23 protein-coding genes are annotated in these 26,928 nt (G+C 57.1%); 13 read left to right on the top strand and 10 right to left on the bottom strand.

All coding sequences use genetic code 11. From position 1 onward, the window contains the following. Positions 1–122: 122 nt before the first annotated feature. Positions 123–1,637 carry a dGTPase gene (gene dgt, locus AB3N39_RS03860; RefSeq protein ID WP_274242087.1) on the bottom strand — a complete coding sequence of 505 codons (1,515 nt, stop codon included), beginning with the start codon at positions 1,635–1,637 and terminating at the stop codon, positions 123–125. Positions 1,638–1,719: 82 nt separating this feature from the next. Between dgt and mtnN the strand changes: the two genes are divergently transcribed. Genes mtnN through AB3N39_RS03845 form a run of 3 tightly spaced genes read left to right on the top strand, consistent with a single transcriptional unit; the run spans position 1,720 to position 3,862 of the window. Further along, a complete protein-coding gene (mtnN, locus tag AB3N39_RS03855) occupies positions 1,720–2,418 on the top strand; it encodes a 5'-methylthioadenosine/S-adenosylhomocysteine nucleosidase (protein ID WP_115876408.1) in 699 nt (232 codons plus the stop codon). Further along, a complete protein-coding gene (gene btuF / locus AB3N39_RS03850) occupies positions 2,411–3,211 on the top strand; it encodes a vitamin B12 ABC transporter substrate-binding protein BtuF (protein ID WP_252093416.1) in 801 nt (266 codons plus the stop codon). The genes mtnN and btuF overlap by 8 nt, the downstream gene beginning before the upstream one ends. Positions 3,212–3,238: 27 nt before the next feature. Continuing rightward, a complete protein-coding gene (locus tag AB3N39_RS03845) occupies positions 3,239–3,862 on the top strand; it encodes a TRIC cation channel family protein (RefSeq protein ID WP_115876409.1) in 624 nt (207 codons plus the stop codon). 92 nt (positions 3,863–3,954) lie between these two features. On the opposite strand, the gene erpA is transcribed toward AB3N39_RS03845, so the two are convergent. Then, positions 3,955–4,299, bottom strand: a complete 345-nt coding sequence (erpA, locus tag AB3N39_RS03840) for an iron-sulfur cluster insertion protein ErpA (RefSeq protein ID WP_008501923.1) — start codon at positions 4,297–4,299, stop codon at positions 3,955–3,957. A 79-nt stretch (positions 4,300–4,378) separates the two neighbouring features. Next, positions 4,379–5,779 carry a H(+)/Cl(-) exchange transporter ClcA gene (clcA, locus tag AB3N39_RS03835; RefSeq protein ID WP_348942589.1) on the bottom strand — a complete coding sequence of 467 codons (1,401 nt, stop codon included), beginning with the start codon at positions 5,777–5,779 and terminating at the stop codon, positions 4,379–4,381. A gap of 176 nt (positions 5,780–5,955) precedes the next feature. On the opposite strand from clcA, the gene hemL reads away from it, so the two are divergent. Then, a complete protein-coding gene (gene hemL / locus AB3N39_RS03830; protein WP_133293809.1) occupies positions 5,956–7,236 on the top strand; it encodes a glutamate-1-semialdehyde 2,1-aminomutase in 1,281 nt (426 codons plus the stop codon). A 93-nt stretch (positions 7,237–7,329) separates the two neighbouring features. Here the strand turns inward: hemL and fhuB are convergent, their stop codons facing one another. From fhuB to hrpB, 6 genes are all read right to left on the bottom strand, one after another. Beyond that, complete coding sequence (gene fhuB, locus AB3N39_RS03825) at positions 7,330–9,312, bottom strand: Fe(3+)-hydroxamate ABC transporter permease FhuB (protein WP_367897086.1); 1,983 nt, start codon at positions 9,310–9,312, stop codon at positions 7,330–7,332. Then, on the bottom strand, positions 9,309–10,199 hold the full coding sequence (gene fhuD / locus AB3N39_RS03820) for a Fe(3+)-hydroxamate ABC transporter substrate-binding protein FhuD (RefSeq protein ID WP_133293807.1): 891 nt from the start codon (positions 10,197–10,199) through the stop codon (positions 9,309–9,311). Before fhuD ends, fhuB begins: the two co-directional genes overlap by 4 nt. Further along, positions 10,199–10,996, bottom strand: a complete 798-nt coding sequence (gene fhuC / locus AB3N39_RS03815) for a Fe3+-hydroxamate ABC transporter ATP-binding protein FhuC (RefSeq protein ID WP_133293806.1) — start codon at positions 10,994–10,996, stop codon at positions 10,199–10,201. The genes fhuD and fhuC overlap by 1 nt, the downstream gene beginning before the upstream one ends. A 50-nt stretch (positions 10,997–11,046) precedes the next feature. Continuing rightward, entirely contained in the window at positions 11,047–13,302 is a 2,256-nt protein-coding gene (gene fhuA, locus AB3N39_RS03810; RefSeq protein ID WP_133293805.1) for a ferrichrome porin FhuA, read from the bottom strand. A gap of 235 nt (positions 13,303–13,537) precedes the next feature. Then, positions 13,538–16,063 (bottom strand): bifunctional glycosyl transferase/transpeptidase, encoded by a 2,526-nt coding sequence (mrcB, locus tag AB3N39_RS03805; protein ID WP_136195600.1) that lies wholly within the window; start codon positions 16,061–16,063, stop codon positions 13,538–13,540. A 167-nt stretch (positions 16,064–16,230) separates the two neighbouring features. Continuing rightward, on the bottom strand, positions 16,231–18,660 hold the full coding sequence (gene hrpB / locus AB3N39_RS03800; protein ID WP_367897085.1) for an ATP-dependent helicase HrpB: 2,430 nt from the start codon (positions 18,658–18,660) through the stop codon (positions 16,231–16,233). A 73-nt stretch (positions 18,661–18,733) separates the two neighbouring features. On the opposite strand from hrpB, the gene thpR reads away from it, so the two are divergent. From thpR to panD, 9 genes are all read left to right on the top strand, one after another. Next, a complete protein-coding gene (gene thpR, locus AB3N39_RS03795; RefSeq protein ID WP_133293802.1) occupies positions 18,734–19,288 on the top strand; it encodes an RNA 2',3'-cyclic phosphodiesterase in 555 nt (184 codons plus the stop codon). Then, positions 19,278–19,982: a DNA/RNA nuclease SfsA gene (sfsA, locus tag AB3N39_RS03790; RefSeq protein ID WP_023310436.1), complete on the top strand. Its 705-nt coding sequence runs from the start codon at positions 19,278–19,280 to the stop codon at positions 19,980–19,982. The genes thpR and sfsA overlap by 11 nt, the downstream gene beginning before the upstream one ends. Before the next feature lie 176 nt (positions 19,983–20,158). Next, positions 20,159–20,614, top strand: coding sequence for an RNA polymerase-binding protein DksA (gene dksA, locus AB3N39_RS03785; RefSeq protein WP_001155232.1), 456 nt, complete (start codon positions 20,159–20,161; stop codon positions 20,612–20,614). A 59-nt stretch (positions 20,615–20,673) separates the two neighbouring features. Beyond that, complete coding sequence (gene gluQRS, locus AB3N39_RS03780; protein ID WP_133293801.1) at positions 20,674–21,564, top strand: tRNA glutamyl-Q(34) synthetase GluQRS; 891 nt, start codon at positions 20,674–20,676, stop codon at positions 21,562–21,564. Between the two features lie 42 nt (positions 21,565–21,606). Next, complete coding sequence (pcnB, locus tag AB3N39_RS03775; RefSeq protein ID WP_202977124.1) at positions 21,607–23,004, top strand: polynucleotide adenylyltransferase PcnB; 1,398 nt, start codon at positions 21,607–21,609, stop codon at positions 23,002–23,004. After that, positions 23,001–23,480 carry a 2-amino-4-hydroxy-6-hydroxymethyldihydropteridine diphosphokinase gene (gene folK, locus AB3N39_RS03770; protein ID WP_325849462.1) on the top strand — a complete coding sequence of 160 codons (480 nt, stop codon included), beginning with the start codon at positions 23,001–23,003 and terminating at the stop codon, positions 23,478–23,480. Before pcnB ends, folK begins: the two co-directional genes overlap by 4 nt. A 122-nt stretch (positions 23,481–23,602) precedes the next feature. Continuing rightward, entirely contained in the window at positions 23,603–24,394 is a 792-nt protein-coding gene (gene panB / locus AB3N39_RS03765) for a 3-methyl-2-oxobutanoate hydroxymethyltransferase (protein WP_045401071.1), read from the top strand. Between the two features lie 11 nt (positions 24,395–24,405). Beyond that, positions 24,406–25,257, top strand: coding sequence for a pantoate--beta-alanine ligase (panC, locus tag AB3N39_RS03760; protein WP_325849463.1), 852 nt, complete (start codon positions 24,406–24,408; stop codon positions 25,255–25,257). Between the two features lie 33 nt (positions 25,258–25,290). Continuing rightward, positions 25,291–25,671: an aspartate 1-decarboxylase gene (gene panD, locus AB3N39_RS03755; RefSeq protein WP_006810068.1), complete on the top strand. Its 381-nt coding sequence runs from the start codon at positions 25,291–25,293 to the stop codon at positions 25,669–25,671. 3 nt (positions 25,672–25,674) lie between these two features. Here the strand turns inward: panD and AB3N39_RS03750 are convergent, their stop codons facing one another. Then, on the bottom strand, positions 25,675–26,922 hold the full coding sequence (locus AB3N39_RS03750; protein WP_133293796.1) for a polysaccharide deacetylase family protein: 1,248 nt from the start codon (positions 26,920–26,922) through the stop codon (positions 25,675–25,677). Between the last annotated feature and the right edge of the window lie 6 nt (positions 26,923–26,928).

The raw sequence follows: 26,928 nt of genomic DNA, 5'->3' as shown, positions 1-26,928 counted from the left end.
TCTCGATTTACAGGTAACGTAAAATTGCTGTGTAACTCAGATTCGTTTTATACCGCTTAGTTCCGGCGATAAGTTTATGGAAAAGGTAAAAATTTATTGGCCGTCTTTACAAAACTCCGGCATTATTCCACCGCCATCAGCTTGCGGTATTCATCCCAGGCATACAAATCCGTCATGCCGCTGATATAGTCCTGGATAAGACGGCAGCGATAATAATATTCCATTACCGGCCATTCGGGAGAGTTGCGTTCCAGCTTGCCAATCGCTTCGACATACGCCAGACGATGCCGGGTAGAGAGTTTTTGATAAAGCCGCGATTCGATGGGTATTCTGCGCACGCGCTCGTGTTCCACCAGCTCGCTGAATTCGTCGACCGAAAGCTGGAGCAATGGGGAATAAATTTCCAGTAACCCACTGATTACCCGATAGCCCTGCAGCTCTAGCTGCTCGACATCCGGATGGCTGAATACATGCCGCATCGCAACATGTTTATAAAGCTCAAGGAGCTGGCTGAAACTGCTGTCATCTTCCAGCAGCGCGTGGTTGAATTCCCCGCTGAAAATGAGCGGCAAATTATCAATAAAGCGCGACGCCGCGTATGGCACCAGTTTATTTAATGTATTGACCCGCAAATACATAAAGAACTGGTCTTCCGTACTGCGACTTAATGTATTTGACCGCGATTTTTCCCAGGCATTTTCGACAACCTGCGCAAACAGCGAGCCTTTTTCGTGAGTACCCCAGGCCGCATAAAGATGCTGATAAAGCTCCTCGACGCTGAAAATTCTTTTCTCAACGGCATCTTCCAGATCGGCCACGCAATAGGAGATATCATCGGCGGCTTCCATAATCCAGGTCAATGGAAAACGACCGTTTGGCGTCAATGAAAGTTCTTTACGCAGCCGCTCAATATAGGCCTCTTCAGAAAGGTAATAGCCCGGTTTTTTCATTAAATAACTGTGGGACGCGGGGGGATCCCCCATCCACCACGCGGGGCGCGTATATTTTAGAATGCAGCCGACCTGCGCCCAGGTCAGGTTCATGCGCATCAGGGAGTGGACCAGACGGATCCCCTGCGCGTTGCCCTCAAAATGACAGAGATCCTGACGTACCTTGCGGCGCAGATCGTTCAGCCCCTCTTCGCCTTCACGCAGGCGTAAATCGCGTACGATGCAGCGATCGTCGCTCAGCGGCTGGCTCACCGCATCCGAAGGGTAAAGCCGTTGTTTAAACCAGTCATTGATAGCCGCCTCACCAAAGTGACCGAAAGGCGGGTTGCCGATGTCATGCATCAGGCAGGCCATCTCAACGATGCTCTCAAAAGGCCCCGTCAGCTCGTCCAGACCATAGGTTTCCAGTAAACGCTGCTCTTTGAGACGGCTCAAAACCTCCTTGGCAATGTAGCGCCCGACCTGCTGCACCTCCATGGAGTGGGTTAAACGCGTGCGCACCGCGGCGTTACGTTCCAGCGGAAAGACCTGGGTCTTTTGCTGCAGACGGCGGATGGCGGGCGAGTTAATGATCCGCCCGCGATCGCTTTCAAAGATACGCAGGATCTCATGTTCGCTCTTGTCGCCCTGCGGCGAACGGAAACGTCGGTGCCAGTTAATTTTGGTGCGAAAATCGATTGGTGACATGTGCTCCCCCGCGTGAGAATGCGTTTCCCCTTAACCGCATGATAGACTATGCATCTTAACAAGGCACATCGCGAGTAAATCTATGAAAATCGGCATTATTGGTGCAATGGAAGAAGAAGTTACGCTCCTGCGTGACAAAATTGAGAACCGTCAGACCCTCTCTCTGGGTGGTTGTGAGATCTATACCGGTCAGCTAAACGGTGTTGACGTGGCTCTGCTGAAATCAGGCATCGGTAAAGTCGCTGCGGCGCTGGGTGCCACCCTGCTGCTTGAGCGCTGCAAGCCGGACGTAATCATTAATACCGGCTCTGCGGGCGGCCTGGCGCCGACGCTGAAGGTGGGTGATATCGTTGTTTCCGACGAAGCGCGCTATCACGATGCGGACGTCACCGCGTTCGGTTACGAGTACGGCCAGCTTCCTGGCTGCCCGGCAGGATTTAAGGCTGACGACAAACTGATTGCGGCGGCAGAGACCTGCATTGCGGAGCTCAACCTCAACGCGGTACGCGGTCTGATTGTCAGCGGTGATGCGTTCATCAATGGTTCCGTGGGTCTGGCGAAAATCCGTCATAACTTCCCTCAGGCGGTAGCCGTTGAGATGGAAGCGACCGCGATTGCTCACGTTTGCCATAACTTCAGCGTACCGTTCGTGGTGGTTCGCGCCATCTCTGACGTGGCAGACCAGCAGTCCCACATCAGCTTCGACGAGTTCCTGACCGTTGCGGCAAAACAGTCCACCGTCATGGTGGAACGCCTGGTGCAGAATCTGGCACGTGGCTAAACATACCCTCAGGGCGCTTGCCGCCCTGCTTCTTTTCGCACCGCTGTGGCTCTATGCGCTACCGCGCGTAATTACCCTCTCTCCCGCGAATACGGAACTGGCATTTGCCGCCGGGATCACCCCCGTTGGCGTGAGCAGCTTTTCGGATTACCCACCGCAGGCCGCGGGTATTGAACAAGTAGCAACCTGGCAGGGGATGAACCTTGAGCGCATCGTGGCGCTTAAACCGGATCTCGTGCTGGCCTGGCGTGGCGGCAACGCCGAGCGGCAGGTCAACCAGCTCACTTCCCTTGGCATAAAGGTGATGTGGATAGATGCCGTCAGCATTGAGCAGGTCGCTCAGGCGCTCCGCGCCCTGGCACCCTATAGCCCTACACCCAAAAAAGCAGAGGCCGCGGCAAAACAGATGCTTAGCGACTATGCGGCGCTGAAATCCCGATACGATACCCCTGTTAAAAAGCGCATCTTCCTTCAGTTTGGCAGCCAGCCGCTGTTTACCACCGGGAAAGGGTCGATTCAGAACCAGGTGCTGGAAGTCTGTGGCGGTGAAAACATCTTTGCAGCCAGCCGGGTGCCGTGGCCTCAGGTGAGCCGCGAGCAGGTTCTGGCGCGCCGGCCGCAGGCCATCGTCGTGGTCGGAAATGCGAGTGAGATTCCTAAAATTGAACAATTCTGGCAAAAGCAGCTAAAAATTCCGGTGATCCCACTCAACAGCGACTGGTTTGAACGCGCCAGCCCGCGTATTATCCTCGCCGCAAAACAGCTCTGTGCCGCGCTGGCAGAGAGTCACTAACATAAGACCCTTTTCGAGGATTTAACGATGCTCGTTTATTGGCTGGATATTCTTGGCACAGCCGTTTTTGCTATCTCCGGCGTTCTGCTCGCTGGAAAACTGCGCATGGATCCGTTTGGCGTGCTGGTGCTGGGCGTCGTGACCGCCGTGGGCGGCGGGACTATCCGCGATATGGCGCTGGCGAATGGGCCGGTGTTTTGGGTGAAAGATCCGACCGATCTGGTGGTCGCAATGGTCACCTGCCTGTTAACCATTGTGCTGGTTCGCCAGCCCCGCCGATTACCAAAATGGATATTGCCGGTACTGGATGCCGTCGGTCTGGCCGTGTTTGTCGGTATTGGCGTCAATAAGGCGTTTAATGCGGGCACCGGTCCGATGGTGGCAATCTGCATGGGCGTATTAACCGGCGTGGGCGGCGGCATCATTCGCGACATTCTGGCGCGTGAAGTGCCGATGATCCTGCGTACTGAAATTTACGCGACGGCCTGTATTGCGGGCGGCATTGTTCACGCGACCGCGTACTACACCTTTGCAATTCCGCTGGAAAACGCCGCAATGCTGGGGATGGTCGTGACGCTGGTGATACGTTTAGCGGCGATACGCTGGCACCTGAAGCTGCCGACGTTTGCGCTGGATGATAATGCAAGATAAAAGCAAAACGGTAACCGTCAGGTTACCGTTTTTAGTATTTCTTCCTCTCCCTGTGAGAGAGGGCCGGAGTGAGGGCATCAGCCCGCACTCTCTTAGATACTGAACGAAGATCCACACCCGCAGGTGCTTGTCGCATTCGGGTTAGTGACCACAAAGCGCGAACCTTCCAGACCCTCGGTGTAATCCACCGAACCGCCCACCAGATATTGCAGGCTCATCGGGTCAACCACCAGCGCGACGCCCTGTTTCTCGATAGTCATATCGCCATCGTTAACCTGGTCGTCAAAGGTAAAACCATACTGGAAGCCGCTGCAGCCACCACCGGTAATATAAACACGCAGTTTCAGATCCGGATTGTCTTCGTCGGCAATCAGGGTTTTCACTTTGTTGGCTGCTGCTTCGGTAAATTCCAGCGGCACAGCTACGTCATCACTCATCTTATGCTCCCATGAATACTGCTATTGGGTAAAATTCACCCAATTCTTTTCGTCATTATCTAATACCCTGGTAATTCATTCAAGTATTCTGCGCGGCGGCCCGCTCCGCCTCTTGTTTTGCCAGAGTACGCGCAAGGATGGTGGAGTATAGCGGTTTTCCACCCAGGAACTGGGCTAATAGTGTCGCGCCGAGACAGGTAATGATCATTGGCAAAATGAGCTGGTAATTGTCCGTCATCTCCAGTACCAGCACGATCCCGGTCAACGGCGCACGAAGGGACGCGGCCAGCAGCGCCCCCATTCCGGCGATGGCAAACGTCCCGGCGTCAAGATGATAGGCGGGAAAACCCGCTTCAGCCGCCATACCAAACGCGGTCCCGAGCAGCGTACCCAGCGCCAGCATCGGGGCGAAAATCCCGCCGGGCGCGCCGGAGGAGAAGCACAGCACCGTCGTGATGACTCTTGAAATAAACATAAACAGCAGCAGGCCCACGCTGAAATTCCCCGCAGCCGCAATGGGTATCAGCCCGAAGCCACCGCCCGCGGCATTCGGCTCGATGAACCCAAGCACGCCGCACATGCCGCCCAGCAGCCCCCCCATCAGCACCCATTTCGTCGTGTTGCCGCCGTGAATGCGCTGAAACATATCCTGAGCGCGCAGGATAAAGGTGTTAAACAGCGGCCCCACCACGCCAAAAATCATGCCGAGGATCAGATAAAGCCACAGGGTGTTGACTGGCGCATTGGTCAGTTTCCCCACTTCAATTACCGCCCCTTCGCCATTAAAAAGGCGGAAGACAATGCTCGACATAATGACGCCGGTAAACACCGCTTTAATCGAGATCAGGTTGTAGCGAAACTGCGCGCGCATCTCTTCGATGATGAACAAAATGCCCGCCAGCGGCGCGTTAAACGCCGCCGACAACCCCGCCGCCGCGCCGGTAGCCAGCAGCGTATGGCGCGCTTCGGCGCTGCGCATCCGAAAGAGATCGCCCACCATGCGACCGGCGTTCCCGCCCAGCTGAACCGTGGGTCCTTCCCGGCCAAGCACCATTCCCGCGCCCAGAGTTCCCATGCCGCCGATGAATTTAACCGGAATCACCCGCCACCAGCGCACCGGACGCAGCTCCTCCAGCGCGCCTTCAATTTCCGGGATGCCCGATCCCCCTGCTTCCGGCGCGAATTTACGCACCAGAAAATACCCCACCATGGCAAACAGCGCAGACAGCCCGAATGCCCACACCCACACCAGCCATTCGCTATTGGCGAAACCGGCCACGGTGCCCACTCGCCAGTTGAGCACGGCATTAACCGCTTTTTCAAACGCCACGCCCACCAGCCCGGCGAGTGTTCCCACCACGGCGGCAGCCAGAAGGATCGCCAGCGGCGTTTTATCGCGGTTAAGCAGCCGCCGAATGCTGATTCGGTGCTGAGCGCGCGTAAGCTGTTGTTCTTCAAAAGACGGAGAATCTGATTTCATGTCCTGCACTTATTCGTCATACAAAAGCCGCGTGGATTTTACCAGAGACTGCCCTACCGTCTCCTGAAAATTACTTAACAAATCTTAAAGCATTACCCGGCTAAAAATTTCATAACCATCCCCGAATCACTTAGAATAGTGGGCTTAACCATTTTATACGAACCAGGAACGACGCCATGAGCAAGTCTGAAAACCTCTACAGTGCAGCCCGCGAGCTTATTCCGGGTGGCGTGAACTCACCTGTGCGCGCCTTCACCGGCGTGGGCGGTACGCCGCTGTTTATCGAACGTGCTGACGGCGCGTATCTGTATGATGTCGATGGCAAAGCCTATATCGATTACGTCGGCTCCTGGGGCCCGATGGTGCTGGGTCACAACCACCCGGCTATTCGTAACGCGGTAATTGAAGCCGCCCAGCACGGCCTGAGCTTCGGCGCGCCAACCGAAATGGAAGTGAAAATGGCGGAGCTGGTGACTGAACTGGTGCCTACCATGGACATGGTGCGTATGGTGAACTCCGGTACCGAAGCCACCATGAGCGCCATCCGCCTGGCGCGCGGTTTTACCGGCCGCGATAAAATCATCAAGTTTGAAGGCTGTTACCATGGTCATGCGGACTGCCTGCTGGTGAAAGCCGGTTCCGGCGCGCTGACGCTCGGCCAGCCGAACTCCCCGGGCGTACCGGCAGATTTCGCGAAGCACACCCTGACCTGCACCTACAACGATCTTGCTACCGTTCGCGCGGCGTTCGAGCAGTATCCGCAGGAGATCGCCTGCATCATCGTTGAGCCGGTTGCCGGCAACATGAACTGCATTCCACCGCAGCCTGACTTCCTGCCGGGACTGCGTGCCCTGTGCGACGAGTTCGGCGCGCTGCTGATCATCGATGAAGTCATGACCGGCTTCCGCGTGGCGCTGGCGGGTGCCCAGTCTTACTACAACGTCGAGCCGGACCTGACCTGCCTCGGCAAAATCATCGGCGGCGGCATGCCGGTCGGGGCATTCGGTGGCCGTAAGGACGTTATGGAAGCCCTGGCGCCAACCGGTCCGGTTTACCAGGCGGGCACGCTCTCCGGTAACCCAATCGCGATGGCGGCGGGCTTCGCCTGCCTGAACGAAGTCGCTCAGCCGGGGATTCATGAAACCCTGACCGACCGTACCACGCAGCTGGCAAACGGCCTGCTTGAAGCGGCAGAGGAAGCCGGTATTCCGCTGGTCGTTAACCACGTGGGCGGGATGTTCGGGATTTTCTTCACCGATGCGAAAACCGTGACCTGCTATCAGGACGTGGTGAAGTGCGACGTCGAACGCTTCAAGCGCTTCTTCCACCTGATGCTGGAAGAAGGCGTGTACCTGGCGCCGTCCGCGTTCGAAGCGGGCTTCATGTCCGTGGCGCACAGCGAAGCAGATATCAATAACACCATCGACGCGGCGCGTAAGGTGTTTGCGAAGCTGTAAGATGTGCGGCTTGATGCCCTCACCCCAACCCTCTCCCACGGGGAGAGGGAGCAAACCCTAAAACGGCAATCTCAGGATTGCCGTTTACTTTTATTAGCGGCTCTGCTTTCTCAACAGATAAATAAAATACGGCGCGCCAATGAAGGTCGACAGCAGACCCGCCGGGATCTGATACGGGAACAGCACCATTCTTCCGCACCAGTCCGCAAACACCAGCATGACCCCGCCCGTGAGGGCAGACATCACAATATGCGGCATCGTTCGGCGGAATCCCATCATTCGGGCAATGTGCGGCGCCATCAACCCAACAAAGCTCAGCGGTCCGATAGTCATGGTTGCCACAGCCGTCAGGCACGCCGCCAGCAGCAGCAGGGCCACGCGCGCTGGGGTCAGCGCCATTCCCACCGCCCGCGCCGTTTCACCGCCGAGCGGCAGGATAGTCAGCCAGCGACGGCACAGCGGCACAATCGCCAGCAGCACGATCAACACGATCCCGGACCAGACAACCTGACTGCCGGTGGCACCGTACGTTGAGCCAGAAATCCAGGTCAGGATCTTCGCCATGCGCGGATCGCCGCTCGCCTGCAGCATCATCAGGAGCATCGTAAATGCGGTGCTGAGCGCCATCCCGGCCAGCAGCATCCGGTGCGGGGAAAATCCGCCGCGACCGGCAGCCATCAGGATAATCATCAGCGTGGCCGCCGCACCGATACTCCCGGCAGGCATCAGCCAGCCAAACGCATTGCCCGGCACAAAGAACAGCATCAGCACCACGCCAAAGGCGGCGCCGGAGCTGATCCCGAGCACTTCCGGGCTTGCCATTGGGTTGCCGGTCAGACGCTGAATAATGCACCCCGCCACCGCCAGCATCACGCCGGCGATCAGCGCGGCGAAGATACGCGGCCAGCGCCACTGCAGCAGTTCGTTGAGTAAATCGCCCGTTGCCCAGTGCCAGCCCGCCGCATCGCGCCCAAACGCGAGCGCGGTAAACGAGGCGATAACCAGCACCGCCAGGCCGGCAAGGCTAAACCACAGCACCGACTGGCGTTCCGCATAGACTTTACCGCCCGCATCCATCGCCGGCGCGCTCATGCTGCGCAGGCGCGGCAGCAGCCACAGCAGCAGCGGCGCACCGATAAGCGCCGTGACCGATCCGGTGGACACCTCCCTCCAGACCCGCGCCAGCCACAGAATGAGCTGATCGGAAAGCCAGAGGATCAGCGCCCCAATTAGCGAGGCCAGCAGCAGACGCGCCAGCAAACGACGCGCACCGAGCATTTTCGCCAGCAGCGGCGCGAACAGGCCGATAAACCCGATGATGCCGACCGCGTTCACCAGCAGGGCGCTCAGTACAATCGCCAGCGTCAGCGCCGCCAGGCGAGCCAGCGACAGCGCCAGCCCCAGGTTTCGCGCCACGCCGTCATCCAGCCCCATGAGCGTCAGGGGACGCAGGAGCAGCAGCGTCAGCACGACGCCGCCGGCCAGCTGTGGCCACAGATGCGCCACCACGCTCCAGTCGGTCTGGGTGAGCGTGCCGGTACTCCACAGGAACATGCTTTGCAGCCGATCGTGGTGGAACAGCACCAGCAGCTGGTTAATCGCCCCGCAGTACAGGCTCACCACCAGCCCGGCCAGAATAAGCGTCACCGGGGAAAGGCGTTTGCCCCAGGCCACGCCAAAGACCAGCGCCCCCACCAAGCACGCCCCCGCGAGAGCGGCAAACTGCGAGGTCAACGCCCCCGGCAGCGACCACAGCGTGATGACCGTGATCCCAAGCTGCGCGCCGGTCGCGACGCCGAGCGTGGTCGGTTCCGCCAGCGGATTGCGTAAAACCTGCTGGAACAGCACGCCCACCAGCCCTAAACCGGCACCGACTAAGAGGGAGATCGCCAGGCGCGGCAGCAGGCTGTAGTGAAACAGCATCTGCTGAATATTATCGATATCCGGCGCGGCCAGGGCAGTGCCCCACTGTCCACGCGGTAGCGCCGTCGAGAGGTTGAACCAGGTTAATCCCAGCGCGGCAAGGAACAGTAAGGAAAACAGCAGCGCCGGGAAGCGCGCAATGCGCATGCTCATGCTTTACCTCCCAGCGCGTTATCCAGCAGACGGGCAAAATGCATGGCCGACAGCGTCGCGCCGTAAAACCAGACCGCCGGGGCGCGCTGGAAGCGCTGCTCGCGCACAAACGGCATTGCCTGCCAGAGCGGCGTCGCCATCAGGGCCTGCATGTCACGCTCGTTTCCGTGGTCGAAACAGATCACATCTGCATCGCGAAACGCCGCCAGACGATCGATACCCACGGCGGTACTGCCCCAGAACGTCATCTCCCCTTCCCAGGCATTACGAATGCCAAAACTGTCGAGCACTTCCTGGAACAGGCAGTTTTTACCAAAGACCAGCATATGGCGGGCATCCAGCAGCGTCACCATCAGCAGCGGGCGATCGCCCCGGTGAGCAAAACGCGGCTTTAGCGCGTCAATCAGGGCATCAAAATCATCGAGATGCCGTTTGGCCTCCGCCTCGCGGTTGAGGAAATGCGCCATCTCGTTAATCGAGTTTTTCGCCACGGTCAGCGGTTTTTTACCGTCGCTGAACGAGAATCCGCGTCCTGGCGCAATGCGCGCCATCACCTCTTCTGACGGACCGTAGCCCGCGGACCAGAACAGGAACGACGGCTTCATCTGGGTGAGCAGCTCGAGGTTTGGCTCCGTACGCAGGCCGACGTCAATTACCGAGTCCGGCAGCTTCGGCTCGTTCACCCAGAGGTTATAGTTAGGAATGTCCGCCACGCCGTAGGGCGTAACGCCGAGCGCCATCATCAGCTCTACCGGTAGCCACTCCAGGGCCACAATACGGTGCGGATCGACGGTGGCAGCACGCGCCGTATTCATTTTTAACAGCAGCGGTGAAAGGGCCATCGCCGTCAGCAGGCGACGGCGGCTAATGCGTGTGTTATTCAGCATCAGTAGACAAAGCTCACCGGTGCAGCCCCGGCCGGGTGAGGCAGAATACCCATCGGAATACCGTAAATATGTTCCAGCGTTTCGCTGCGCATCAGCTCGGATGGTGTACCCTGCGCAATCATTTCGCCACCGCGCAGCGCAACAAGGTAGTCACAGTAGCGTGCCGCCATGTTGATATCGTGCAGGACCGCAATGACCGTCAGACCACGTTCCTGGCTTAAGCGGTGCACCAGCGCCAGCACGTCGACCTGATGGGCAATATCCAGCGCGGAGGTTGGCTCATCCAGCAGCAGGCAGCGGCTGTCCTGCGCCACCAGCATCGCAATCCACGCGCGCTGGCGTTCGCCGCCGGACAGGCTATCCACCAGACGGTGCGCCAGCGGTTTCAGCCCGACCAGCGCAATCGCCTCTTCCACTTTCTCTCTGTCAGCAACGCCAAAGCGCCCAAGCGCCCCGTGCCAGGGATAACGCCCAATTGCCACCAGCTCACGCACCGTCATCCCTTCCGCCTGCGGCAGCTGCTGCGGCAGATAGGCCACTTTGCGGGCAAACGCTTTGCTGCTCCAGCTCTCCAGCGGCTGATCATCCAGCAGAATATCGCCTTCAGAAGGCGGCTGATGGCGCCCCAGCATCTTGAGCAGCGTAGATTTACCGGAACCGTTATGACCAATCAGGCCAGTGACTTTACCTGCGGGAAACGTCAAAGAGAACGGATGCAGCAAGGTGCGCCCGGGTACGCGAAAGGAGAGATGGTTAAGCGTAAAGGTGGTGTCGGGTTGCGTTTGATTATCCTGCATATCAGCCAACTTAAATAAAAAGGGCACGGCGAACCGTGCCCGAAGAGAGATTAGAAGCGGAAGGTCGCGGTGGCAACAACCTGACGTTCAGCACCCCAGAAGCAGCCGTAAGTATTAAAGCAGCTGGCAACGTACTCACGATCGAATAGGTTATTCACGTGTAGCGCGACGTTTGAGCCAGCCATGCCAACGCGTGCCAGATCGTATCTGACCAGCGCATCGACAACGGTGTAGCTGCCTACTTTAAAGGAGTTCGCCGGATCGCCATAGCTTGAACCCGTGTAACGCACGCCGGTACCCAGCGTCAGGCCAGACAGCGCACCGTCAAACAGCGTGTAATCACCCCACAGCGATGCCATGTGTTTTGGAACCTGAGCAGGCGTGTTGCCTTTATAAGTGGTGTCTGTGGTGTATTCGGCATCGGTATAGGTATAAGAACCCACCAGGTTAACGCTCGCAGACAGTGCCGCTTTCGCTTCCACCTCTACGCCACGCGCGCGGATTTCACCACCCTGTACCGAGAAGAAGGAGCCCGCCGGGTCCGCCATCAGGTTGTTGGTTTTGGTCAACTGGTACAACGCACCGGTGACGACGATCGGACGATCGTTCGGCACGTATTTCACGCCCGCTTCGTACTGTTTGCCTTTAGACGGTGCAAAGACGTTGCCGTTCGCTCCGGTCTGAGAAGCCGGTTCAAACGACTCGCTATAGCTAAAGTACGGGGTTATACCGTTATCAAACAGGTAGTTAACGCCACCGCGCCAGGTGAACTGGGTATCATCACGTTTGGAGGTGGTGTTCGTCACGCGGTTGTAGGATTCCTGATCGGCCCAGTCATAACGACCGCCCAGGGTTACCAGGACTTTGTCCCACTCAATTTGATCCTGAGCGTAAACGCCGGTCTGTTTTTGCTTGTTCAACACCTGATAGGCACCTGACGGTCCAGGATGTGAACCGAAATCGAAATCGCTACGATCGAGGTTATAGATATCAGATGGCGCAACGGAACCGGCATAGCCGAACCACGAGTCGATGTCATTACGCATGCGCATGAAATCCACCCCAGTCAGCAGAGTATGATCGAGTGAACCTGTCGCGAACTTGCTCTGCAACTGCGTATCAACAGTGAAGTTTTCCAGCTTCTCATTATCGATCACATACTGGCGAGTCAGCGTATGACCCCACTGCGACTGAGGAACGCTCGCGCAAGGGCTGGATGCCGGATTACTCGAGTAGAGCGGATCGGAACACATGCCGTAGCCGTAGACGCTGTTTTGGGAAGTTTTATTCTGCGCATAGCGCAGGTTCTGACGCACGGTAAAGCTATCGTTGAACTCGTGGTCGAAGCTGTATCCCACCATTTTCTGGTTACGGGAATAGGTATTGTTCTTCGCGCCTTCGTTGAAGTTCGTCGGCAGACGATCGCCGTTCGGCAGCGGATCAACCGTTCCCTCTTTTGGCAGCCAGCCGTAGTAGCCCGTTTCAGGTTCGTTCTGGAAATAGGAGAGGAACGTGAAGGTGGTTTTATCATCCGGACGCCAGGAGAACGATGGCGCGATGGCGTAACGCTGCTCGCCCTTACCTTCCTGCTGGGAATTATTAGAACGCGCAACGCCCGTTAAACGGTAAGAGTAAACGCCGTCATCGTCGATTGCATCGCTAAAGTCGAACCCGGTCTGGAACAGGCTGTCCGTGCCGACTTTGAACTGGATCTCTTTCAGGGGCTCGGTTGTTGGGCGCTTACTGACCATGTTCAGCAACCCGCCAGGGCTGCTTTTACCGTACAGAACGGAAACCGGACCGCGCATGATCTCGGCGCGCTCCAGCATATAAGGATCAATCACCGCGTCGTTATAGAAGTTCCCCTGCATTTTCATGCCGTCGAGGTAGTTATTCTGCGTCTGACCATCGGCTGCGAAGCCGCGAATAATCAGATAGTCATAGGTGTTAGACGCACCGCGCGTGCCTACCGCAACGCCCGGCGTATAGCTCAGGGCTTCTTTCACCGAGCGCGGCTGATGCAGCGCCATCTCTTCGGCAGTGACGACAGAAATAGACTGCGGAACCTTTTGAATAGGGGTATCCGTTTTGGTTCCGGTCGCGGATTGCCTTGCGGCGATGGTAGCAGCAGGGCCCCAGGCACTTTCCTGTGCCGCAGGAGCTGCTGTTACCGTAATGGTTTCTTCTTTTTTCGGGGTTTCGGCAGCATGTGCATAAGTTGACATGCCGGCAACCGCTGTAGCGACGACGACCGCGAGTTTACGCAGCGACGTGTTCATTGGCTGAGCAGTATTGGAAAGCGCCATGTTGAATCTCTGATGTGAAAGTGAATGATAACGTAAACGAGAATTATTATTATGAGCGCCAGAATAATATGCGAAACGCTGGTTGCATAGCAAGCAGTAAGCGGCCCTATGAGAATTAAGGGTTTAAGAAATCATCAAGAGAAAACGAAGGGTTAATCAGAGTTAAAACGAGGGTTAACGAAATGAGGTCTACGGGTAAAAAAAGCCCCCTTCCGGGGAAGAGGGCTTTACAAGGTTAGTTACCGCCGAACATGTCTTTAATCCAGCCCGCAACACCGTCGCTGTCTTTCTTCTCATTCTGCTGCTGCGGCTGTTGCTGCTGCGGCTGCTGTGGCTGAGAAGACTGGTCGAACGGGTTACCGGTCGGCTGTTCAGGCTGGCTCAGCTGGCACAGGGAATCCGGGTTGGTTGTCCAGACCGGCAGAGTACGCATTCCGCCGCCGCAGACGAAGTTACCGGAGCTGTCCACGCCCATATCGACGATATCTTCCGGCGCGACAAGGTTCAGCGGCACCGGGGACTGATTTGCCAGATAGCGCTGGTAAATCGACATCGCCCCGCTCGCCCCGTACAGCTTGGTCGGCTGGTTGTTATCGCGGCCTACCCAGGTGATCACCACTTCACGGCCATCAATCCCGGCAAACCAGGTATCGACGTTATTGTTGGTGGTCCCGGTCTTACCTGCCAGATGCAGGCCGGGATACTTCGCACCCAGCTGACGCCCGGTACCGCGCTGCACTACCTGCTGCATCGTCCACAGCGTCATATAGGCGGCCTGAGCAGGAACTGCACGCTCCGCCTGCGGGAAGCTCTGATACAGTACGGAGCCATCTTCGGCAATCACCGAACGCAGGGCAGACAGCGGCGCGCGGTTACCCCCGCTGGCAATAGTCTGGAACGCCTGCGCCACTTCGATCGGCGTCAGGTTAAGCGCGCCCAGGATCATCGCCGGTACCGGGTGCAGCTGATCTTTCGCCACGCCAAGTTTTTGCCAGGTATCGACAATCGCCGGCAGGCCCAGCGACATGCCCAGGTTCACCGTTGGCACGTTCATGGAACGGGTCAACGCATCCACCAGCATGACCTGCCCGCTGAACTGTTTATCATCGTTCTGCGGTGACCAGACCTGGCCGTTGGGCTGGCGCAGGGAGATCGGCGCATCCGCAATCCAGGTATTCAGGCGATACTGATTTGGCTGACTCAGGGCAGTGAGATAGGTTGCTGGTTTTGCCAGAGAACCGATTGAGCGACGCGCCTGCATGGCGCGGTTATAGCCAGCAAACTGCGGCTCGGCACCGCCCACCATCGCGCGAACTTCCCCGGTGTTACGGTCAACCACCACCATCGCGGTTTCCAGATCGGAGAGCTTACGCTGTTTCTTCAGCGCCGGAATGCCTTCTACCGCCGCTTTTTCTGCCGCATCCTGCGCCACGGAGTCAAAGGTGGTGAAGATCTTCACGCCGGAGAGATCTTTGACCTTATCGCCAAGCTTGCTTTGCAGCTCCTGACGCACCAGCTGCATAAACGCAGGCTGAGGCGAGATCACCCCACCGCGCGGCTGGACCCCGAGTGGACGCGCGCTCAGCATGTCGTACAGCTCCTGGTCGATCACCTGCTGTTGTTGCAGCAGACGCAGCACCAGGTTACGACGCTCCAGCGCAAGTTTCGGGTTACGCCACGGGTTATAAATGGACGCCCCTTTCACCATGCCCACCAGCAGCGCCTGCTGGTCCAGGCTCAGCTCTTCCACCGGACGACCAAAGTAGTACAGGCTCGCCAGCGGGAAGCCGCGGATTTCGTTATCGCCGCTCTGACCGAGATACACCTCGTTCATGTACAGCTCAAGGATACGATCCTTGCTGTAGCGCGCATCCATCAGCACGGCCATGTAGGCTTCGTTCGCTTTGCGCCAGTAAGAGCGTTCGCTGGAGAGGAACAGGTTCTTCACCAGCTGCTGGGTCAGCGTACTCGCCCCCTGCACGGTCCGACCGGCAGTCAGGTTAGCCAGCACCGCACGACCAATCGAGTAGAGGCTGATGCCATCGTGCTCGTAGAAGTGACGGTCTTCGGTTGCCAGCAGGGTATCGACCAGCAGATCCGGGAAGCCATTACGCGCCACGAAAAGACGCTGCTCGCCGTTTGCCGACGAGAGCATGGTGATCAGACGCGGATCTAGACGGAAGAAACCGAACTGGCGGTTATTATCCATGTTCTCGATGGTATCCAGACGATCGCCGTCAAAGGTCAGACGCGCGCGCACCTGACCCTCTTTGCTGTCCGGGAAATCAAACGGACGACGGATCATCTCAATGCTGTTCGCCTGCACGGTAAATTCGCCAGGGCGCGTCATTTTTGACACCTGACGATACTGGGTGGCTTCCAGCAGTTTAACCATCTCGTTTTTCGTGATGGACATATCTGGCTCAAGGTTCACCATACGGCCATACACTGCCGCAGGTAGCTGCCAGACTTTACCGTCGATACGGCTGCGGATCTTCTGATCGAGATACACGCCGTAAATCGCCATCAGCACGACAAAAACAATAAACAGCTTCAGCAGCAGCCAGAACCAGCCGCGCTTGCCCCGAGGCTTACGCCCTTTGCCTTTCCCTTTACGCGGCATCGGTTCTTCATCCTCATCATCGTCTTCATAGTCATCGTCATAGTCCTCATCTCTGAGGCGACGACGGCTTACTTTTTCTTTCGCCGGACGCGTTGGTTTTCCCTTACGTCCTATTGGCTCGCGGTCATTCCCCGCCATGCTTTTTCTCCGCAACTTTCAGGCGCAAAGGCCAGATTTTCTTTTCTTTCACAGGCCTGTGAAAGAAGAAATCTCTCAAAATTAGTTCTCCCTCTCCCTGTGGGAGAGGGCCGGGGTGAGGGCAACAGGAGGCACGCATCATGCCGAACTCCCCTCTTTCACCTGACTCACGAATATTTCTTCGTTCGCCGCGTCGGCGCCGTATTCGCCGGATCGTCCGGCCAGACGTGTTTGGGGTATCGCCCCTTCATCTCTTTCTGCACTTCACGGTAGCTTCCCGCCCAAAACGCCCCCAAATCTCGGGTGATTTGTAATGGACGATGCGCAGGGGAGAGCAGCTCAAGCACTAACGGCACGCGCCCTTCCGCAATGGACGGCGTGGTGGCTTCACCAAACATCTCCTGCATCCGAACCGCCAACGCCGGCGGATTTTCCTCATGATAACGGATAGTAATCCGGCTTCCGGTCGGCACAGTGTAATGCCCTGGCAGTTCACTATCCAGACGTTGACGTAATGACCAGTCCAGTAAATTCTGTAACGCGGTCTTAACATCAAGCGCCTTAAGGGCTCGCAGAGAGTGTACGCCGCTCATTTGCGGCAGTAGCCAGCGCTCAAGCGTAGCGAGCAGCGTCTCGTCATCCACCGCAGGCCAACCGTATTCCGGCAGCCACTTCGCGGCGCAGTGCAGACGAATGCGGTACTGATCCGCTTCCGGCGTCCAGTTCAGGGCACTCAACCCTTTTTCCCGAATGCCATTCAGCATCGCCTGATGCAGCTCTTCTTCCGACGGCTTCGCCAGCGGCTTCGTTCCTAAAGTCAATTTCCCAATCTGGCTGCGACGAAACGCCTTCAGCGTGCCTTGGGCGTCATCCCATTCCACGGTATCAGATTGCTGAAGCAGCTGCGGACAGGTACGCGTCAGGGCGTCAATATCTACGGCTATCGCCTGCAGGATACGCGCATCCGGAGAATGGCTGCCCTGCAGCAGGAGCGGCGCAATCAGCCACTCATGACGCGTCAGGGCGTCATCGCTGTCCAGCATCGCCCCCATGCCGTTTGCCAGCTGGTAGCGACCGTCCAGTCCGCGCCGACGCGCAATCCTGTCCGGGAAGGCCTGGGCCAGCAGGAAGACAATCTTATCGCTGTCAGGCGCTCCTCCCCGGCTATTCAGGCGTTTGCTCAGCTGCTGCGCCCGCTGCTGCCAGTTTCCCTGATTGCGCGAAAAAGCCTGCCCCAGATCGCTGTTGCCTCCACGCGGCGGCTCCTCAAGAATAGCCGCCAGTTTTGCCGCCGTGGCAATTTCATCTTCCCCTTGCGCAGCCACCAGCATCGCGGCCAGACGCGGATCGTTGCCCAGCGCCGCCATTTTCTGGCCGCGCGCCGTCAGACGCTCGCCTTCCAGCGCGCCAAGCTGCGTCAGCAACGTGCGCGCAGCGGTGAGGTTTACGACAGGGGGAGGATTGAGCCAGGTGAGCTGCTCAGGGTTCGGGCAGCCCCACTGGAGTAGATCCATCACCAGACCCGACAAATCACTTTGTAAAATTTCCGGCGAGCTTTGCTGTGCAGCACGTTCAGCCTGTTCCGCGCTGGTCAAATGCAGGCAGATACCCGGCTCAAGACGCCCCGCTCGGCCAGCGCGCTGCACCATCGACGCCTGGCTGATGCGCTGCGTCAGGAGTTTAGTCAGCCCGGTACGCGGGTCAAAGCTTGCCACCCGCTCCTGCGCGCTATCCACCACCAGGCGAATACCTTCAATGGTCAAACTGGTTTCAGCAATGTTGGTTGCCAGCACCACCTTGCGCTGCCCCACCGGGGCAGGAAGGATAGCTTTACGCTGCTCCTGCAGTGACAGCGCGCCGTAAAGCGGGCAAAGCAGCACATCGCCGCCTACGCGGGTAGAAAGGTGCTCCTGCACGCGCTGGATCTCACCGACACCCGGCAAAAACAGAAGCAGCGAGCCGGGTTCCTGACGCAGCAGTTCTGCGGTTGCGATGGCGACCGCTTCGTCAAAACGCTGATGGATCGGAAGCGGTTGATAGCGGCGTTCAACGGGATACGCCCGCCCTTCAGAGCTGATAACAGGCGCATCGGGTAGCGCCTGCCGTAGCCGCTCATTGTCCAGCGTGGCCGACATTATCAAAAGCCGGAGATCGTCGCGCAGCCCCTGCTGAACGTCCAGTAACAGCGCGAGGGCCAGATCCGCCTGCAGGCTGCGCTCGTGGAATTCATCCAGGATCACCAGCCCAACGCCGTTCAGCTCCGGATCGTTTTGCAGCATGCGGGTAAGAATGCCCTCGGTGACCACTTCAAGACGCGTGGTCGGGCCAACGCAGGTCTCGGCACGCATCCTGTAACCTACCGTTTCGCCCGGTTTTTCATTCAGCAGCTCCGCCAGGCGCTGCGCCACGTTGCGCGCGGCCAGCCTGCGCGGCTCCAGCAGGATAATTTTCCCGCTGATGTTCCCGTCTTTCAGAATCTGCAGCGGCAGCCAGGTGGACTTACCCGCCCCCGTCGGGGCATTCAGCAAAACCTGCGGGGAGTGGCGTAAGGCAGCGAGAAGGTCAGGAAGAACGACGGCGACCGGCAATGAGGACACTAACAGCTCCAGAGGGTTAACATTAGTCGGCGTACATTGTAGCATCGGCGCATATCATTACCGAGTCCTCCGTATGCCTGAGTCGAAACGGCTGTTTTTTGCCATTGAATTGCCCACCACGATACAGCGTCAAATTGTTCGCTGGCGTGCTGACAACTTCGCGCCGGAAGCAGGCCGTCCTGTTGCGGCGGCTAACCTGCACCTGACGCTGGCCTTTTTGGGCGACGTCAGCGCCGAAAAACAGCGGGCATTAGCCGCAATGGCCGGGCGTATTGCCCAGCCGGAATTTACGCTGCAACTTGACGACGCGGGTCAGTGGCTGCGTTCGCGCGTGGTCTGGCTGGGAACGCGCCAGCCGCCGCGCGGATTATTGCAGCTGGCGAATATGCTGCGCGCGCAGGCGGCGCGCAGCGGCTGTTATCAGAGCCCACAGCCGTTTCATCCGCATATCACTCTGCTACGCGATGCCGGTCAGGCCGTTGCCATCCCGCCGCCGGGTTTTCACTGGGCGTTTCCGGTCAACACATTCGCGCTTTACGAATCCGTCTTTGTACAGGGACGCACCCGTTATACGCCGCTACAGCGCTGGACGCTGGGCAACACCGAAAGGAATTCTGATGAAGTTTAGTCCTCCTCTGCAGCACGCCACGTTAATCCAACGCTACAAACGCTTCCTCGCCGATGTGATTACCCCCGAAGGGGTTCAGCTCACCCTGCACTGCCCCAATACCGGTGCCATGACGGGATGTGCGACGCCGGGTGACAGGGTCTGGTATTCCACATCAGAAAATAGTAAACGGAAATATGCCCATACCTGGGAAATGACCGAAACCCAAAACGGGGCATTTATTTGCGTTAATACCCAGCGCGCCAATCAGCTGGTTAAGGAAGCGCTGACCCTTGGCACAATTCCCGAACTGGTGGGATATGGCACGCATAAAAGTGAAGTGAAATATGGCGATGAGGGCAGCAGAATTGACTTCATGTTACAGGCGGAAGACAGGCCGGAGTGCTATATTGAAGTGAAATCAGTGACGTTAGCGGAACAGGAAAATGGCTACTTCCCGGATGCGGTAACGCTACGTGGCCAGAAGCATCTGCGAGAGCTAATGAGTGTTGCGGCGGCGGGCAAACGCGCCGTATTGCTGTTTGCAGTATTGCATTCAGCCATTGAACGTTTCTCCCCTGCCCGCCATATTGACCCTAAATACGCGCAATTGTTGAATGAGGCACAAAAGCAGGGGGTAGAGGTTTTCGCTTATAAAGCGGAACTTTCTGCCGATAATATGACTCTGAGATCCTCTCTTCCCATTGTCTTATAAGGGATTAGACGATTGACGAATAAGTGTTCTGGCCGCGTGCGCAAATACGCTTTTCCTCACAGGCTTGTCAAGTGTTACGTTTAGATAATTGCCATACGGAAAAGCATCTGCTATTTATAGCGACCTGATTTTTCCCCCAACACGGGGATCGATAGTGCGTGTTAAGGAGAAGCAACATGCAAGAAGGGCAAAACCGTAAAACATCGTCCCTGAGTATTCTCGCCATCGCTGGGGTGGAGCCGTATCAAGAGAAGCCGGGCGAAGAGTATATGAACGAAGCCCAGCTGTCGCACTTCAAGCGTATTCTTGAAGCATGGCGTAATCAACTCAGGGATGAAGTCGATCGCACCGTTACTCATATGCAGGATGAAGCTGCCAACTTCCCGGATCCGGTAGACCGTGCCGCTCAGGAAGAAGAGTTCAGCCTCGAACTGCGTAACCGTGACCGCGAACGCAAACTGATCAAAAAGATCGAGAAAACGCTGAAAAAAGTCGAAGACGAAGATTTTGGCTACTGCGAATCCTGCGGTGTTGAAATCGGTATTCGTCGCCTGGAAGCGCGTCCAACCGCCGATTTGTGCATCGACTGTAAAACGCTGGCCGAAATCCGCGAAAAACAGATGGCCGGTTAACACCAGCGCTGTTTACACACTCCAAAGGCGGGAGTCTCTCCCGCCTTGTTACTGTTGATATGTCTGAATCACACTATATTGGGCGCTTCGCGCCATCTCCTTCCGGTGAATTACACTTCGGCTCATTAATTGCCGCGCTCGGCAGCTACCTGCAGGCTCGCGCCCGCCTGGGAAAATGGCTTGTCCGCATTGAAGATATTGACCCTCCGCGTGAAGTTCCCGGTGCAGCAGAGACCATTCTGCGTCAGCTGGAACATTACGGTCTTCACTGGGATGACGAGGTTCTCTGGCAGTCAAAACGTCACGATGCTTATCGGGAACGTCTGGCCTGGCTTCGCGATCGGGGGCTTGCCTATAACTGCACCTGCACCCGCGCCCGTATCCAGAGCGTAGGAGGGGTTTATGATGGTCACTGTCGTACGCTCAACCTTCCCCCGGAAAATGCCGCCGTGCGCATCAAGCAGCGCTCCCCGGTGACGCGCTTTAACGATCTCCTCTCCGGTGAGATTCATGCCGATGAACGTCTGGCGCGTGAGGATTTTATTATTCACCGTCGTGACGGCCTTTTCGCCTACAACCTGGCCGTGGTCGTCGACGATCGTTTTCAGGGCGTGACGGAGATTGTGCGCGGGGCGGATCTGGTCGAGCCCACCGTGCGACAAATTTCGCTATATCACCAGTTTGGCTGGACGGCCCCGGATTACATTCATCTGCCGCTGGCGGTTAATGCGCAGGGCTTAAAATTGTCAAAGCAGAACCACGCCCCGGCCCTGCCAGAGGGCGATCCGCGTCCTGTTTTGATCGACGCGCTGCGGTTTCTCAACCAGAATGTAACCAACGAATGGCAGGATCTGCGTATTGACGAACTGCTGAAAATGGCCGTTGCCAACTGGACGCTCGCGGCAGTGCCAAAAATCCAGCATTCTCAAATGCGTTGCGCTGAGCTATGATTAGCCGCTTTTTTCATAACAAAACACACTACGAGGTGTACCATTTTTACCCGAGTCGCTAATTTTTGCCGTAAAGTGCTAAGCCGCGAAGAGAGCATGGCGAACGATGCTATTGCACAGCCACACATGTCGGTTATCCCGCGTGAGCAGCACACAATTTCCCGCAAAGATATCAGTGAAAATGCCCTCAAGGTGCTCTATCGTCTGAATAAAGCGGGCTACGAGGCCTATCTCGTGGGCGGTGGGGTGCGTGATTTACTGCTGGGCAAAAAACCGAAAGATTTCGACGTGACGACCAGCGCCACGCCTGAGCAGGTGCGCAAACTATTCCGTAACTGCCGTCTCGTTGGCCGCCGTTTCCGTCTGGCTCACGTGATGTTTGGCCCAGAAATTATTGAAGTGGCAACCTTCCGCGGCCACCACGAAGCCGGCGCGTCCGATCGCACCACGTCACAGCGCGGCCAGAACGGTATGCTGCTGCGTGACAATATCTTCGGCTCTATCGAAGAAGATGCCCAGCGTCGCGACTTCACCATCAACAGCCTTTATTACAGCGTGGCGGATTTCACCGTGCGCGATTACGTCGGCGGCATGCAGGACCTGAAAGAAGGTCTGATCCGTCTGATCGGCACGCCGGAAACGCGCTATCGTGAAGATCCCGTGCGTATGCTGCGCGCCGTGCGTTTCGCCGCCAAGCTGAACATGCGCATCAGCCCGGAAACGGCAGAGCCTATTCCGCGTCTGGCGACTCTGATTAACGACGTGCCCCCTGCCCGCCTGTTCGAAGAGGCCCTGAAGCTGCTGCAGGCCGGCCACGGCTTTGAAACCTACAATCTGCTGCGTGAATACAACCTGTTCCAGCCGCTGTTCCCGACCATTACCCGCTACTTCACCGAAAACGGTGACAGCCCAATGGAGCGGATGATTGTGCAGGTGCTGAAAAATACCGATACCCGCATTCGCAACGACATGCGCGTGAACCCGGCGTTCCTGTTTGCCGCGATGTTCTGGTATCCGCTGCTGGAAACGGCCCAGCGCATCACCCAGGAGAGCGGACTCGCCTATTACGATGCGTTCGCGCTGGCCGCCAACGACGTGCTCGACGAAGGCTGCCGCACGCTCGCCATTCCGAAACGTATTACCACTCTGGTGCGCGATATCTGGCAGCTTCAGCTGCGCATGTCCCGTCGTCAGGGCAAACGCGCCTGGAAGCTGATGGAGCATCCTAAATTCCGCGCAGCCTTCGATCTCCTGTCGCTGCGCGCGGAAATTGAACGCAACCAGGAGCTGCAGCGTCTGGCGCAGTGGTGGGCCGAATTCCAGGTTTCCGCCCCGCCAGAACAAAAAGATATGCTCACCGGGCTGGATGAAGAGCCGGAACCGCGTCGCCGTCATCGTCGCCCGCGCAAACGCGCGCCGCGTCGTGAAGGAACAGCATGACCCTCGCGTATATCGCCATCGGCAGCAATTTAGCCTCTCCGCTGGAGCAGGTGAATGCTGCCGTACAGGCGCTGGGTGAGCTCCCGCAAAGCAAGATTGTGGCTGTCTCCTCGTTCTACCGCACTCCGCCGCTGGGTCCGCAGGATCAGCCTGATTATCTGAACGCCGCCGTGATCCTTGAGACTGAACTGGGCCCAGAAGAGCTGCTGGACAATACCCAGCGCATCGAACTGCAGCAGGGCCGCGTTCGCAAAGCCGAGCGCTGGGGACCGCGCACGCTGGACCTCGACATTATGCTGTTTGGTCACGAGACCATTAACACTGAACGTCTCACCGTTCCGCATTACGACATGAAAAATCGCGGGTTTATGCTCTGGCCGCTGTTTGAAGTCGCCCCCGATCTTATCTTCCCGGATGGCACCCCACTTAAGTCCATTCTGGACAGCCTCAACGCGGAAAGACCCGCTCGCTGGTGATCGGGTCCCCCTGCTGATTAGCCTCAAAATAATTGTGGCTAATCGGTTACCTAAAATCATTGTTCCCTCGAATGTTACTGTTAGAATGCGCAAAGATTCGCTTTGGGCTATCAGGAAACAGTATGAAACCAACCACCATCTCCTTACTGCAGAAATGCAAACAGGAAAAAAAACGCTTCGCCACCATCACCGCGTATGACTACAGCTTCGCCAAACTGTTTGCCGAAGAGGGGATCAACGTCATGCTGGTCGGAGATTCGTTAGGGATGACGGTACAAGGACATGATTCCACCCTGCCGGTGACGGTTGAGGATATCGCTTACCATACCCGCGCCGTGCGCCGTGGCGCCCCAGCCTGCCTGCTGCTTTCCGATCTGCCGTTTATGGCCTACGCCACGCCGGAGCAGGCATTTGAAAACGCGGCAGCGGTGATGCGTGCGGGCGCTAATATGGTCAAAGTTGAAGGAGGCGCCTGGCTGGTGGATACGGTGAAGATGCTCACCGAGCGTGCCGTGCCGGTGTGCGGCCATTTGGGTTTGACGCCGCAATCCGTCAACATCTTTGGTGGATATAAAGTGCAGGGCCGTGGTGATGCAGCCCAGACGCTGCTGGATGATGCCCTGGCGCTGGAAGCCGCAGGTGCCCAACTGCTGGTGCTGGAGTGCGTGCCGGTTGAGCTGGCGAAGCGCATTACTGAAGCTCTGTCGATTCCGGTGATTGGTATTGGTGCGGGCAACGTGACTGACGGTCAGATTCTGGTGATGCACGACGCCTTTGGCATCACTGGCGGACATATTCCAAAATTTGCCAAAAATTTCCTCACCGAAGCGGGCGACATGCGCGCTGCGGTCAGGCAGTATATTGCCGACGTTGAATCCGGTGTTTACCCGGGTGAAGAACACAGTTTCCATTAAGGAGTCTCGTTGTGCTAATCATTGAAACCCTGCCGCTGCTTCGCCAGCATATCCGCCGCGCGCGTCAGGAAGGTAAACGTATCGCACTGGTCCCGACCATGGGCAACCTGCATGACGGCCATATGAAGCTGGTTGACGAAGCAAGAGCCCGTGCAGATATCGTGGTGGTCAGTATCTTCGTTAACCCAATGCAGTTTGACCGCGCCGACGATCTGGCACGCTATCCGCGTACCCTGCAGGAAGATTGCGAGAAGCTCAAAAAACGCCATGCGGATATCGTCTTCTCACCTGCACCGGCGGATGTTTACCCGCAGGGTACTGAAGAGGCAACCTACGTTGACGTCCCGGGCATTTCCACAATGCTCGAAGGCGCGAGCCGCCCGGGTCATTTCCGCGGCGTTTCCACTATCGTCAGCAAGCTGTTCAACCTTGTGCAGCCGGACGTTGCCTGCTTCGGTGAGAAAGATTTCCAACAGCTGGCGCTGATCCGCAAGATGGTTGCGGATATGGGTTACGATATCGAGATTGTCGGCGTACCGATTGTACGCGCCAAAGACGGTCTGGCGCTCAGCTCGCGAAATGGCTACCTGACCGCCGACCAGCGTAAAATCGCGCCGGGCTTAAGCAAGGTCATGAATACCATGGCAGAACAGCTTCTGGCGAAAGAGTTAACTGCCGAAGAGATTATTGCTCTGGCTGAACAGGCGCTGAACGATAAAGGCTTCCGCGCTGATGATATTCAAATTCGCGATGCCGACACGCTTCTGGAGCTTACACAGGCCAGCAAACGTGCGGTCATTCTGGTGGCGGCATGGCTTGGTCAAGCGCGCCTAATCGACAACAAAGTGGTTGAACTGGCGTAGGTTTCTCTACCCGGAAGATGAAAGGTAAACGTAATGATTCGCAAAATGCTGCAAGGTAAGCTTCACCGTGTGAAAGTCACCCAGGCCGACCTGCACTATGAAGGCTCCTGCGCCATCGACCAGGATTTCCTTGATGCCGCGGGCATCCTTGAAAACGAAGCGATTGATATCTGGAACGTTAACAACGGCAAACGTTTCTCAACCTATGCCATCGCCGCCGAGCGCGGGTCTAAAATCATCTCCGTTAACGGCGCGGCAGCGCACTGCGCGGACGTGGGCGATATTGTGATTATCGCCAGCTTCGTGATGATGTCTGATGAAGAGGCACGCCGCTGGCAGCCGAAAGTCGCCTATTTTGAAGGCGACAACGACATGAAACGTACCGCGAAGGCGATTCCGGTTCAGGTTGCTTAAGCATTATCCCTGCGGCTGATTGCTGATCAGCCGCGACATTGTTTCCAGCGAATCCGTTCTTAAGATGTACAGGCGTTTCAGTAAGAACGGATTATCACCCGGCTTCACCTTACCTTTCACCGTCGTCACTGCCAGATGGAAACCGGCATCATTTGCCGCCTTTATCGCTTTATTGTCGTAGCCGCCAAACGGATAGGAAAGATAGAGCACGCGCGGGTTAAACTGCGCCAGCGCGCGACGCGAGCGTTCAAAATCAAACAAAATCACGTGATAGCTGCGGCTCAGTAAAATCGGGTGCTTATACCCATCCACGCGGTGCAGGAAGTGGGTATGAGACTGAATATCAAACACATCCTGAATGCCCTTAATCTCCTGCACGCTCATAAACTGCAGCGATTTAGGATCCCATTTCTGCGGGTGGCCTTTAATGCGGGAAGAGATAATAAATGCGGTAGCGTTGAAGCCGTACTCTTTCAGCACAGGATAGGCATAGCGGCTGACAGATTTCAGGCCGTCGTCAAAGGTTATTACCACCGATTTTGCAGGCAGGTTCATTTTGTTACGCACGTACCCTTCCAGCTGGTACATCGTCAGGGTGGTATAGCCCTGATCGCGTAACCAGGCCATCTGGTTGTTAAACGCACGTACGCTGGTGGTCGTGGACGTATGTCGAAAGCGCGTGTTTTCTTCATCACGCAAAATATGATGGTAGGTCAGAACCGGAAGTCCATTATCTTCCTGCGCATCCAGGCTGCTGATCCACGCCAGACGATTGCCGATGCGGATCTGAAACCAGGTCTGATTCAGGCGGTCTTTCAGTTTGTTTAATATGGGATAGCGAAGATTGGCGCTTAATGTGCCGAACGGCGCGCTACCGCTCGACGGCGCGTTATAGACCGGCGTGTCTTTCCAGGTAATGAGATTCTGATTGCTCAGGGGTTTATTGAGATCGCCGAGGCTGTCCTCAACGCGCTGTTTCCCCTGAACCGGCTCCAGGTGCCCTTTATCGATAAAACCCGTGCCAAAACCGAAGCGAAATTCATAGTAGTCCGCCGCCGCGGGCACGACGGCCAGGATCTGCCCGGCGCGCACGTTACCGACGTTGATCACGCTGTTTCCCACCTGTGCCCAGATCGCCGCGTCTTCGGTGGTTTGCATGTACTGGGCAGGCAGCGTTTGCTGGCTGAGTAAACTGGCTGAGCTGACGCCGGAAATGAGCATCAATAGCAGGAAAAGAATGCGCGGTAGCATGGTGTC

Source organism: Enterobacter vonholyi (assembly GCF_040834095.1).
Classification (GTDB): domain Bacteria; phylum Pseudomonadota; class Gammaproteobacteria; order Enterobacterales; family Enterobacteriaceae; genus Enterobacter; species Enterobacter vonholyi.
This window is presented reverse-complemented; position numbering and strand designations above follow the sequence as displayed.

Coding starts and splice junctions, on each gene's coding strand:
- dgt (WP_274242087.1), bottom strand. CDS start 1,637: ATGTCACCAATCGATTTTCGCACCAAAATTAACTGGCACCGACGTTTC.
- mtnN (WP_115876408.1), top strand. CDS start 1,720: ATGAAAATCGGCATTATTGGTGCAATGGAAGAAGAAGTTACGCTCCTG.
- AB3N39_RS03845 (WP_115876409.1), top strand. CDS start 3,239: ATGCTCGTTTATTGGCTGGATATTCTTGGCACAGCCGTTTTTGCTATC.
- erpA (WP_008501923.1), bottom strand. CDS start 4,299: ATGAGTGATGACGTAGCTGTGCCGCTGGAATTTACCGAAGCAGCAGCC.
- clcA (WP_348942589.1), bottom strand. CDS start 5,779: ATGAAATCAGATTCTCCGTCTTTTGAAGAACAACAGCTTACGCGCGCT.
- hemL (WP_133293809.1), top strand. CDS start 5,956: ATGAGCAAGTCTGAAAACCTCTACAGTGCAGCCCGCGAGCTTATTCCG.
- fhuB (WP_367897086.1), bottom strand. CDS start 9,312: ATGAGCATGCGCATTGCGCGCTTCCCGGCGCTGCTGTTTTCCTTACTG.
- fhuD (WP_133293807.1), bottom strand. CDS start 10,199: ATGCTGAATAACACACGCATTAGCCGCCGTCGCCTGCTGACGGCGATG.
- fhuC (WP_133293806.1), bottom strand. CDS start 10,996: ATGCAGGATAATCAAACGCAACCCGACACCACCTTTACGCTTAACCAT.
- fhuA (WP_133293805.1), bottom strand. CDS start 13,302: ATGGCGCTTTCCAATACTGCTCAGCCAATGAACACGTCGCTGCGTAAA.
- mrcB (WP_136195600.1), bottom strand. CDS start 16,063: ATGGCGGGGAATGACCGCGAGCCAATAGGACGTAAGGGAAAACCAACG.
- thpR (WP_133293802.1), top strand. CDS start 18,734: ATGCCTGAGTCGAAACGGCTGTTTTTTGCCATTGAATTGCCCACCACG.
- sfsA (WP_023310436.1), top strand. CDS start 19,278: ATGAAGTTTAGTCCTCCTCTGCAGCACGCCACGTTAATCCAACGCTAC.
- dksA (WP_001155232.1), top strand. CDS start 20,159: ATGCAAGAAGGGCAAAACCGTAAAACATCGTCCCTGAGTATTCTCGCC.
- gluQRS (WP_133293801.1), top strand. CDS start 20,674: ATGTCTGAATCACACTATATTGGGCGCTTCGCGCCATCTCCTTCCGGT.
- folK (WP_325849462.1), top strand. CDS start 23,001: ATGACCCTCGCGTATATCGCCATCGGCAGCAATTTAGCCTCTCCGCTG.
- panB (WP_045401071.1), top strand. CDS start 23,603: ATGAAACCAACCACCATCTCCTTACTGCAGAAATGCAAACAGGAAAAA.
- panD (WP_006810068.1), top strand. CDS start 25,291: ATGATTCGCAAAATGCTGCAAGGTAAGCTTCACCGTGTGAAAGTCACC.
- AB3N39_RS03750 (WP_133293796.1), bottom strand. CDS start 26,922: ATGCTACCGCGCATTCTTTTCCTGCTATTGATGCTCATTTCCGGCGTC.